The sequence below is a fragment of the Ideonella sp. B508-1 genome (assembly GCF_000333615.1).
In the GTDB taxonomy this organism is placed as follows: domain Bacteria; phylum Pseudomonadota; class Gammaproteobacteria; order Burkholderiales; family Burkholderiaceae_C; genus Ideonella.
Map to the genome: position 1 here is coordinate 1 of NZ_BADL01000564.1, position 10,767 is coordinate 10,767.

The following is a 10,767-nucleotide window of genomic DNA, read 5'->3' on the forward strand; positions in this document are numbered from 1 at the left end:
ATTTCGACCAAACCATGGGCGTGGCCTACGTCCGCTACATGGTGCCCTGAGTGGCCGGTTTCCCCGCCAGGGGAGCCCGCACCACGCCTCATCCCCACAGGACCTTCACAGGAGTGCATTCATGCCCCGCGCGTCCACATTTGCCTTTCCCGGTCTCCTGATCGCCGCGCTGTCGGCCGCCATGTTGTCGGCCTGCGGCGGCGGCACCGGCAGCTCGGTTTCCGCCCTGACGCAGACTGTGACGATCAGTGCCCCCACCGGCGGCACGGCCGGCGCCAGCGCCAGCCTGTCGGCCTCGGCCTCGTCCGGTCTGACGAGCTTCAGCTATGCCTCGTCGACCCCGGCCGTGTGCACGGTTTCGGGCAGCACCGTCACCTACGTGAGCGCCGGCAGCTGCAGCGTCACGGCCTATCAGGCCGGCAATGCGGCCTACGCCCCGGCCACCAGCAATGCAGCCCAGATCACCGTGGCCGCCGCACCCGTGGTGGCGCCGACGCTGGTGTTCTCTTCGGGCTTCAACAGCGGCAACCTGACGGTGGAGGGTGGTGCCTACGGCGCTTATGGCGGCAGCAACCTGGACGGCTACGCCTGCAGCTGGGATCCGGCTTGGTGCGGTGCCGGTGGCAGCAGCGCCAGCAGCGTCGGCGCGGACGCCAGCAGCTACTACTTCTACTACCAGACCCCTTCCCCGGCCACCGGCCAGTACGCCGGCATCTACATCCAGGCCCCCGGGCTGACCACGGGGCTGTCGACCACCGGTGACACCAGCGGCGTGCAGCTCAGCGGCCAGACGAAGATCAGCTTCAACCTGGGGCAAAACCCGGAATGGTTCTCCAGCGGCACAAACAACTTCGGCGTGTTGCTGACGCTGGGCAAGCTCTACACGGTCAACGGCGGGGCTTGCAACCTGAAGCTGGTGGCCATCGTCACCCCGACGGCGGCAGCCAACACCCAGTACACCCTGCCGCTGTCGTCCTTCGTGGTGACGCAGGACTGCGGCACGGGCATCAACACGGCCGCGGCAGCCCTGGCGGTGGCGCCGGTGTCGCAGGTGGACTTCCAGGGTGACGGCGGTGCCGCCGCCCTGACCGCCGGCGGCGCCAGCACCGGGGCCAACTCGACCGTGGCGGTGAACGGCGTCTACCCGACGACCATCGCCCTGCAGGGCGGCATCCGCTTCCTGCCCTGAGCCCATGGGCGGCGGGGCGGCCCTGCCTCCTCGGCGATACTGGGATGCTTTGGGATGCACGGGACCGTCTCTGACGGTCCCGGCGCCACCCGGCAGGCCGTCGGACACCTCTCCGGACCACCATGAGCCCTTCCCCCTCCCGCCGCAAACGCCACGCGCAGGCCGCTTCTTCTGCGGGCGTCATCACGCTGAAGCAGGTGGCCCAGGAGGCCGGTGTCTCGCCGAGCACCGTGTCCCGCATCCTCAACGGCACGGCCACCGTCAGCGTGGACAAGAAGGCTGCCATCGACGCGGCCATCGCCAAGCTGGGCTTCCAGCCCAACCCGGTGGCGCGCGGCCTCGCAGGCGGGCGCACCCTGAGCATCGGGGTGGTGACACAGACCATCTCCAGCCCGTTCTATGGAGAGGCCCTGCGCGGCATCGAAGACCAGTTGGAGCCCGCTGGCTACATCCCCATCTTCGTGAGCGGACACTGGCGCGAGGCCGAGGAGCGCAAGGCCATCAGCGCCCTGCTCTCGCGCCGCGTCGATGCGCTGCTGGTGCTGGCAGGCCGGCTGCCCGACGAGGAACTGCAGGCCCTGTCCCTGCGGGTACCCCTGGTCGTGGTGGGTCGCAAGCTGCAGGGGCCGCAGCTCTTCAGCCTGGAGTTCGACAACCTGACCGGCGCGCGGTTGGCCGCCCGCCACCTGCTGGACCTGGGCCACCGCCGCATCGCGTTCATCGCGGGCGACCCCGCGCACAACGATGCCTTGGACCGACTGGCCGGCTATCGGCAGGCACTGGAGGAGGCCGGCGAGCCGGTGGACCCCACCCTGATCCTGCCAGGCGACTTCACCGAAACCGGGGGGCTGCTGGCCGCCACCCGCTTGCTGGAATCGCGCCAGCCCTTCACGGCCATCTTCGCGGCCAACGACCAGACCGCCATCGGCGCCGCGCTCGGCCTGCACCGGCGCAACATCCGCATCCCCGACGATGTCTCTGTGGTGGGCTTCGACGACCTGGCCCCCGCCCGCTTTGCCACGCCGCCCCTGACCACGGTGCGTCAGTCGGTCTACGAGATGGGCGCGCAGGCGGCCGGAGCGGTCCTGAGCCTGCTGCGCGGAGAGGCTCCGCAGGTCGTCCTGCCGGTACCCGAGCTGGTGCCGCGCGAATCCACTCGCCGCCTGCTGCGCTGAGCGCGGCGCCACACCTCGGCGCGCCAGAGCGCCTAGGGTAAGCACGGAATCTCTGTGGAAGGCGCTTGCAGAACAATCATGAAAGCGCTTTCATGGCACTCCCTCCACGCCGAGTTCATCCCGCCCTGTCGCACATGTCCATGTCCGAGGTTTCTCCCCTGACCCGACGCCGCCACCTGCTGGCCAGTGCGGCAGGCTGGGCGCTGGGCGCGCCATGGGGTCGGTCGGCAACCGCGGTGACGGCATCGCCCCTGCAACTGGAGGTGGCGGCCTTCCCGGCAGTGGACGAAGTCATCCGGGCCGCGATTCCGGCCTTCGAGGCGGCATACCCTGGCGTGAAGGTGCGGCTGATCAGCCGCCAGTACGCCGATCACCACACGGCCATGACCACCGCCCTGTCCACCTCGGTCAAGGTGCCCGACGTGATGGCCCTCGAAGCCAGCTATGTGGGACGGTTTTCCCAGGGGGGCGGACTGATGGATCTGCGCCCGTCGCCATTCGATGTGCAGGCACTGCAGCCGAGGTTCGTTCCCTACGCCTACGACACGGCCGTCAGCCGCAATGGCGCGGTGGTGGCGGTGCCCACCGACATCGGTCCTGGCACGCTGATGTACCGGGCCGACCTGACCGAACGCGCCGGGGTGACGCTGACCGACCTGACCCGGAGCTGGGACAGTTGGGTGGAGGCGGGCATCCGCATCAAGGCTCGCACCGGCGCCTACCTGATCGGCGCTGCGCAGAGCGTCAAGGACATCCTGTGCCGGATCGGGCGCGGCCCGGGCGAAGGCATCTATTTCGACACCGCCTCGCGAGTGCTGGTGGAATCCGCACGCTTCCGTCGCGCCTTCGCGCTGGCCCGCAGGGTGCGCCGCGAAGGGCTGGATGCGCAGGTGGCCACCTGGACCAACGACTGGGCCGAAGGATTCAAGCGCGGCTTGCAGGCCACCGAGCTCAATGGTGCGTGGATGGTCGGACAGATGGCGCACTGGATCGCACCTGCCACCGCCGGACTCTGGCGTGTGGCGCAACTGCCCGAAGACAGCTACGTGTCGTATGGCGGGACCTTCTACGCCTTGCCGCGCCAGTGCCCCGAGGCCCACCGCTCAGCCGCCTGGGCGCTGGTGGAGATGCTGACCCTGGACCGGGATCGGCAACTGGCGGCGCTGAAGAACGAGGACGCCTTTCCGGCCTTGCTGGAAGCCCAGGACGCCCCCTTCTTTGACGAGCCCATGCCCTTTCTGGGGGGGCAGCGCGCACGGCGGCTGTGGCGAGATGCCGCCCGCCGCATCCAGGCAACGCCGGTGCACAAACAGGACCGCTTCGCGGACGAGGTGATCAACACCGAGCTGTCCCTGGTGCTGGACCAGAACAAGGACATCGACCAGGCCTTGGCCGACGCCCGCAGACTGTTGGAACGCCGTGCATTCCGCTGACCGGTCCCCCGCCCTCCAGGCGTCCACTGTGCCGACGGCACACGGCTGGCGCGTGCTGCGCCTGCCGCCGTCCTGGGCACCTTACGTCTTCATCAGCCCCTTCCTGATCCTGTTTCTGGTCTTCGGCCTGTTCCCGCTGGGCTTCTCGTTCTGGCTGGCCTTCCAGTCGTGGGAACCCACCGGCGGCCTGCGCGCGATGCAGTTTGTCGGGCTGGACAACTTCCGCTTCGCCATCGGCGACGAGTGGTTCTGGAAGTCCCTGCGCAACACCTTGTGGCTGGCCGTGGCCACCGGCGTGCCGCAGCACCTGGTGGCCATTCCGCTGGCGGTGTGGATCCACGGCGCCGTGCGCCGGGGTCGTGACCTGCTGACCGCCGCGTACTTCGTCCCCTACATCACCTCCACGGTGGCCATTGCCATCCTGTTCAGCGCGATGTTCTCCAAGGACTACGGACTGGTGAACGCCGTGCTGCACAGCGTGCTGGGCATGGAGCGCATCAACTGGCTCAACGACGCGGCGCACCTGAAGCCCGCCATTGCACTGATCGTCTTCTGGCGCTATCTGGGCTTCAACCTGGTGCTCTACCTGGCGGCCCTGCAGACGATCCCGCGCGACCTCTACGAGGCCGCGACCCTGGACGGCGCCAACGCCTGGCAGCAGTTCCGCTTCATCACCTTGCCGGGGCTGCGCCCGATGATCTTCTTCGGCGTGACGCTCAGTGTCATCGGCGGCCTGCAACTGTTCGAGGAGCCGTTCATCCTGACCGGTGGCACCGGTGGTGTCGACCAGTCGGCGATGACCTCGGCGATCTACCTCTACCGCATGGCCTTCGACTTCAACGACTTCGGAGGAGCCAGTGCCATGTCCTGGCTGCTGTGCATCGTGATCGTACTGCTGACCTGGCTCACCCATTGGGCCTTCGGCCCGCGCAAGGGGGAACGCGCATGAGTCGCCTGGGCGCCTGGATGCTGGTGCTGGTCGGCGCGGCGCTGATGCTCGCGCCCTTCTGGTTCATGTTCGTGTTCGCCACCCACACGCGCAGCGAGATCTTCAACCTGCCGCCCCCGCTGTGGTTCGGACATGGGCTGCGCGAGAACCTCGCCATCCTGACCAGCCACCTGCCCTTTTGGGAGAACCTGGGCTGGAGCCTGTACGTGGCGCTCGCGTCCACCGCGCTGACGCTGCTGTTCTGCTCCATGGGCGGCTATGCCTTCGCGCTGATGGAATTCCGCTTGCGCAAGCCGCTGTTCACACTGGTGATGGCCACCATGCTGCTGCCCTCGTTCATGAACATGATCCCGACCTTCATGGTGATGGACGCCCTGGGCTGGATCGACCAGCACCGCGCGCTGTACATCCCGGGCGCAGCGAGCGCCTTCGGCATCTTCCTGATGCGGCAGTTCGCTGCCAGCGCCGTGCCCAAGGAACTGATCGAGGCTGCACGCATGGATGGCTGCGGCGAGTTCGGCATCTATTGGCGCATCGTGCTGCCCCTGCTCAAACCCGCCCTTGGCACGCTGGGGCTGATCGCCTTCATCGCTTCGTGGAACAACTTCATCGGCCCCCTGGTGGTGATGCGCTCGCTGGATGCCTACACGCTGCCGCTGGCTCTGCGCACGCTGCAGAGTCCCTTCAACACCGAGTGGGGCGCGCTGATGGCGGGCGCCGCCATCGCCACCATCCCCCTGTTGCTGCTGTACGCAATGTCCGCGCGGCAGCTGATCTCCGGGCTCACAGCGGGCGCAGTGAAGTAGCCCCCAAGCCACGACGGCCCTAGCCTTTTCAGACATGACCTCAGACCAAGACCTCCACCTGCAGTTTCCGCCCGCCTTCGAGTGGGGGGTGGCCACGAGCGCCTTCCAGATCGAGGGTGCCTCGACCGAGGACGGCAAGGGCGAATCCATCTGGGACCGCTTCTGTCGCCAACCGGGGGTGATCGCCGATGCCAGCAACGGCGATGTGGCCTGTGACCATTACCACCGGCTGGACAGCGACCTGGACCTGATCCAGGCGCTGGGTGTGGATCTCTACCGCTTCTCCGTCTCCTGGCCCCGGGTGCAACCGCTGGGCAGCGGTGCCTGGAACGAGGTCGGCCTGGGCTTCTACGAGCGCCTGGTGGACGGGCTGCTGGCGCGCGGTCTGAGGCCGCACCTGACGCTCAACCACTGGGACCTGCCGCAGGCCTTGCAGGAACGCGGTGGCTGGGCCACCCGCGAGGTGGTCGACCGCTTCACCGACTACGCACTGGGGATCCAGCAGCGCCTGGGCGACCGGCTGGCGGCCATCACCACCCACAACGAGCCCTGGGTGGTGGCGATGCTCGGCCATGAGCAGGGCATCTTCGCGCCGGGCCTGCGGGACCGGAAGGTGGCGCTGCAGGTGGCCCACCACCTGCTGGTCAGCCACGGCATGGCACTCAAGGCGCTGCGCGGGGCGGGCGCAAGCGCCCGCCTGGGCATCGTGCTGAACCTGGCGCCGGCCTATCCGGCCACGGACAGCGAGGCCGACCGTGCACGTGCACGGCTGGACGATGCCAAGGGGCGCCGCTGGTACACCGACCCCCTGTTCCTCGGGCGCTATCCACAGGAGGCATGGAATGACTTCGGTGGCGATGTCCCGCAGATGCGCGAGGGCGACATGGATCTCATCCGCCAGCCCCTGGACTACCTGGGCGTCAACTACTACACCCGTCACATGGCCAGCGCCCAAGGTCCCTGGGACACCCGGCGCAGCGGCCTTCCCCTGACCGAAATGGGCTGGGAGATCTACGCGCGCGGCCTCACCGACCTGCTGCTGACGCTGCACCACGATTACACCCTGCCTGATGTCTACATCACCGAGAACGGCGGCGCGTTCCCGGATGCACTGGGCCCGGACGGCGCCATCCACGATGCCGACCGCACCGACTACCTGCGCACGCACATTGCCGCCGTGGCGGACGCCATGCGGGCGGGTGTGCCGATGGCCGGCTACATGGTCTGGAGCCTGATGGACAACTTCGAATGGGCCAGCGGCTATGCCAAGCGCTTCGGCATCGTGCATGTGGACTACGAGACCCAGCAGCGTCGGCTCAAGGACAGTGCACGCTGGTACCGCAGTCTGCTGGAGCAGGTGCGCGGCCGGCGCGCCCGGGCGGTCGGGGAGCGCTGAGATGAGTGGCGTCAGCCTGCGTGGCATCCAGAAGCGCTACGGCCAGACGGAAATCATCCGGGGCATCGATCTGGAGATCGCCGACGGGGAATTCATGGTCTTCGTGGGTCCGTCGGGTTGCGGCAAATCCACGCTGCTGCGCATGATCGCGGGGCTGGAAGACATCACGGCGGGCGAGTTGCTCATCGGGGGGCGGCGCGCCAACGACATCCGCCCCGCGGACCGGGGGGTGGCGATGGTGTTCCAAAGCTACGCCCTGTATCCCCACATGACGGTGGCCGAGAACATGGGCTTTGCGCTGCGCATGGCCGGGGTGGGCAAGGCCGAGCGAGAAACCCAGGTGGGGCGCGCGGCCGAGGTGCTGCGACTGTCCCATCTGCTGCCCCGTTACCCCAAGGAGCTGTCGGGCGGCCAGCGGCAGCGAGTGGCCATCGGGCGAGCCATCGTCCGCAAGCCACAGGTCTTCCTGTTCGACGAGCCGCTGTCCAATCTGGACGCCTCGCTGCGTGTGGACATGCGGATCGAACTGTCCCGGCTGCATGCCGAACTGGGCACCACCATGATCTACGTGACCCACGATCAGGTGGAGGCCATGACCCTGGGACATCGCATCGCCCTGTTCAACCAAGGGCTCATCGAGCAATGCGGTGCCCCCTTGGAGCTGTACCAGCGCCCGTCGGGGGCTTTCACCGCAGGTTTTCTCGGCACGCCGCGCATCAACCTGATCAGCCGCCCCCAGGACGACGCTTCGACCGCGCTGAAGGCGCTCTGGGCCGCCTGCGTGCCGCAAGAACAGCGGCTGGTCTGCCAAATCGGCCTTCGCCCGGAACACATCGGCGTGTGTGCGCACCGGAGCGATGCCGCCCAGGCCGCCATTGAGTTGGTGGAGCAACTGGGAGACTGCGCCATCCTGCATCTGCGGGTGGCGGGCCTGGACGACCTGCTGCGCGCCCGCCTGGACACGCGCGACGCCCAGGCACTGGGAGATCTGAGCCCAGGACGGGCACTCTCCCTCGAGCCGGATGCCGCCAAGACACTGCGGTTCGGAGAACAAGGGCGGCTTCTGCCGGACGCCTGACCTGACGGGGATCTGGCCGGGCGCAGGCCTGACCAGGGGCCCCAGCGCCAACGGCGCAACACCCTGTACGGACTTGACCCGGACCATTATTTCCATGATAATGGAATGATGGAAGAGAAAACCGCTGTCGCCTCGCTGGCCGCCCTGGCCCAGGAAGCCCGCCTGCGGGTGTTCCGCGCCCTGGTGGGCGCCGGCCCCGCCGGCATGACGCCGGGCGCCCTGTCCGCCCTGCTGGATCTGCCCGCCTCCACCCTGTCGTTCCACCTCAAGGGCCTGGTGCATGCCGGCCTGGTGAACGTGGACCGCGAGGGCCGCAACCTCTTCTACAAGCCCCACCTGGCGCAGATGAACGATCTGCTGGCCTACCTCACCGCACATTGCTGCCAGGGGCAGCCTTGCGATGTGCCCGCCACGGCCGCGTCGAGTTGCGGCCCCGCGTGTTGCTGAACCCTCCTCTTGCTGAAGGAACGACCATGAAGCGCTTTCACGTCCACCTGCACGTCGATGACCTGGGCCAGAGCATCGGCTTCTATTCCAAGCTCTTCGCCGCCGAGCCCGCCCGTGTCGAGGCCGACTACGCCAAGTGGATGCTGCAGGACCCGCCGGTGAACTTCGCCATCTCCACCCGCGGCAGCCAGCCCGGCATCGACCACCTGGGCATCCAGACGGACGACCCGGCCGAGCTGGCCGAGATGAAGGCCCGCGCCGAGGCCGCCGACATGGCGCTGCTGGACGAGGGTGAAACCACCTGCTGCTACGCCCGCAGCGAGAAGCACTGGGTCACCGACCCGCAGGGCATCGCCTGGGAGCACTTCCACACCCTGGGCAACATCCCGGTGTTCAAGGAAGCCGGCCAGGCCGAGACTTCGCCGTCGGCCTGCTGCGCGCCGTCCGCGGCCCCCCAAGCTGCCGCCCAGACGGAGGCGACCGCCTGCTGCACGCCCAGTCGCGGCAAGCCCATCGGCATCCCGGTCAAGTCCGGCTCGGGCTGCTGCTGAGGGACGGCCATGAGCGACAAGGTCTACAACGTCCTGTTCGTCTGCACCGGCAACTCGGCACGCTCGATCATTGCCGAGGGGCTGCTCAACGAGATGGGAGGTGGCCGCTTCCGTGCCTGGTCGGCAGGCAGCCACCCCAAGGGCGCGGTCCACCCGCTGGCCCTGGCCGTGCTGGCCGAACACCGCATCCCCACGGATGGCTTTCGGAGCAAGCGCTGGGAGGAGTTCGCCCAGCCCGACGCGCCGCAGATGGACTTCGTGTTCACAGTCTGCGACCAGGCGGCCGGCGAGGTCTGCCCCGTCTGGCCCGGCCAGCCGATGACCGCCCACTGGGGCATGCCCGACCCGGCCGCCGTCCAAGGCGATACCGACGCCCAGCGCCGGGCCTTTCTGGACACCTTCGTGACGATGCAGCGCCGGCTGCGCCTGATGCTGTCCCTGCCGCTGGCCAGCCTGGACGCCCTGGCCATCAAGAGAGAAATCAAGGACATCGGCACCCGCTGAGATCCTCCCCACCATGACCACCCACGTCCTGATCCTCTGCACCCACAACTCGGCCCGCAGCGTGCTGGCCGAAGGCATGCTCAACCACCTGGCCGCCCGCCTGGGCAAAGATGTCCAGGCGCACAGCGCGGGCTCCGCGCCCAGCGGCCGCATCAACCCCTTCGCGCTGGAGGCGCTGGCCAATGCCGGCATCGCCACCGAAGGTTTCCACAGCAAGAGCTGGGATGCCTTCACCGGCCCGGACGCACCGCCGCTGTCCATCGTCATCACCGTGTGCGACAGTGCCGCGGCCGAGACCTGCCCGATCTTCTTCGGCGGCAACGGCCAGCCGGTGAAGGTGCACTGGGGCTACCCGGATCCGTCCAACGAAGATGGCGTGAGCGACAAGCGCCGCGCCTTCGAGCTGACCCGCCAGGCCATCGGCTACCGCATGCTGCAGTTGCTGGCCTTGCCGCTGGAGACGATGGACCGCCCCGCGCTGCAGGCTGCCCTGCAGGACATTGCCCGCAGTTGAGCAGGACACCGAGATGAACACCGCCACCACGCTGCCCACCCCGGCGGCGCCCGCCCCCATGAGCGTCTTTGAGCGCTACCTCAGCGTCTGGGTCGCGCTGTGCATCGTGGCCGGCATCGCGCTGGGCCAGTGGCTGCCCGGCCCGGTGCAGGCCATCGGCCGCATGGAAGTCGCCCAGGTCAACCTGCCGGTGGGCCTGCTGATCTGGGTGATGATCATCCCGATGCTGCTGAAGGTGGACTTCGGCGCGCTGCACCAGGTCAAGGCCCATTGGCGCGGCATCGGCGTCACGCTGTTCGTGAACTGGGCCGTCAAGCCCTTCTCGATGGCGCTGCTGGGCTGGCTGTTCGTGCGCCAGCTCTTCGCCCCCTGGCTGCCGGCCGACCAGCTGGACAGCTACATCGCCGGCCTGATCCTGCTGGCCGCGGCGCCCTGCACGGCCATGGTCTTCGTCTGGAGCCGGCTGACCCACGGCCACCCGCTGTTCACGCTCAGCCAGGTGGCGCTCAACGACACCATCATGGTGTTCGCCTTCGCGCCCATCGTGGCGCTGCTGCTGGGCCTGTCGTCCATCACCGTGCCCTGGGCCACGCTGCTCACCTCGGTGGTGCTCTACATCGTCATCCCGGTCATCCTGGCCCAGCTCTGGCGCAAGGCGCTGCTGCGCCGGGGCCCCGCCGCATTCGATGCAGCCCTGACCAAGATCGGCCCCTGGTCCATCACCG

At 68.3% G+C, this 10,767-nt stretch carries 12 protein-coding genes; all 12 read left to right on the top strand.

All coding sequences use genetic code 11. The features are described from left to right. The first annotated feature begins 121 nt into the window (after nt 1-121). The gene (locus tag I73_RS22120; protein ID WP_022982612.1) at nt 122-1,189 is read left to right on the top strand and encodes a hypothetical protein; all 1,068 of its coding nucleotides are present in this window, start codon (nt 122-124) and stop codon (nt 1,187-1,189) included. 122 nt (nt 1,190-1,311) lie between these two features. Then, nucleotides 1,312-2,364: a LacI family DNA-binding transcriptional regulator gene (locus I73_RS22125; protein ID WP_022982613.1), complete on the top strand. Its 1,053-nt coding sequence runs from the start codon at nt 1,312-1,314 to the stop codon at nt 2,362-2,364. Nucleotides 2,365-2,504: 140 nt separating this feature from the next. Then, the gene (locus tag I73_RS22130) at nt 2,505-3,797 is read left to right on the top strand and encodes an ABC transporter substrate-binding protein (RefSeq protein ID WP_083876989.1); all 1,293 of its coding nucleotides are present in this window, start codon (nt 2,505-2,507) and stop codon (nt 3,795-3,797) included. 28 nt (nt 3,798-3,825) lie between these two features. Then, nucleotides 3,826-4,746: a carbohydrate ABC transporter permease gene (locus tag I73_RS22135; RefSeq protein WP_022982615.1), complete on the top strand. Its 921-nt coding sequence runs from the start codon at nt 3,826-3,828 to the stop codon at nt 4,744-4,746. After that, the gene (locus I73_RS22140) at nt 4,743-5,552 is read left to right on the top strand and encodes a carbohydrate ABC transporter permease (RefSeq protein WP_026097076.1); all 810 of its coding nucleotides are present in this window, start codon (nt 4,743-4,745) and stop codon (nt 5,550-5,552) included. The genes I73_RS22135 and I73_RS22140 overlap by 4 nt, the downstream gene beginning before the upstream one ends. Before the next feature lie 34 nt (nt 5,553-5,586). Continuing rightward, nucleotides 5,587-6,948, top strand: coding sequence for a GH1 family beta-glucosidase (locus I73_RS22145; RefSeq protein ID WP_022982617.1), 1,362 nt, complete (start codon nt 5,587-5,589; stop codon nt 6,946-6,948). A 1-nt stretch (nt 6,949) separates the two neighbouring features. Then, nucleotides 6,950-8,026 carry an ABC transporter ATP-binding protein gene (locus tag I73_RS22150; RefSeq protein ID WP_022982618.1) on the top strand — a complete coding sequence of 359 codons (1,077 nt, stop codon included), beginning with the start codon at nt 6,950-6,952 and terminating at the stop codon, nt 8,024-8,026. 108 nt (nt 8,027-8,134) lie between these two features. Further along, nucleotides 8,135-8,473 (top strand): helix-turn-helix transcriptional regulator, encoded by a 339-nt coding sequence (locus tag I73_RS22155; RefSeq protein WP_040501318.1) that lies wholly within the window; start codon nt 8,135-8,137, stop codon nt 8,471-8,473. Between the two features lie 26 nt (nt 8,474-8,499). Continuing rightward, nucleotides 8,500-9,024: an ArsI/CadI family heavy metal resistance metalloenzyme gene (locus tag I73_RS22160; RefSeq protein ID WP_022982620.1), complete on the top strand. Its 525-nt coding sequence runs from the start codon at nt 8,500-8,502 to the stop codon at nt 9,022-9,024. Between the two features lie 9 nt (nt 9,025-9,033). Then, nucleotides 9,034-9,528, top strand: a complete 495-nt coding sequence (locus I73_RS22165; protein ID WP_022982621.1) for an arsenate reductase ArsC — start codon at nt 9,034-9,036, stop codon at nt 9,526-9,528. A 13-nt stretch (nt 9,529-9,541) separates the two neighbouring features. After that, nucleotides 9,542-10,042: an arsenate reductase ArsC gene (locus I73_RS22170; protein WP_022982622.1), complete on the top strand. Its 501-nt coding sequence runs from the start codon at nt 9,542-9,544 to the stop codon at nt 10,040-10,042. Between the two features lie 13 nt (nt 10,043-10,055). After that, nucleotides 10,056-10,767: arsenic resistance protein (locus I73_RS22175; RefSeq protein WP_022982623.1), on the top strand; the 712-nt coding region annotated here is incomplete at its 3' end.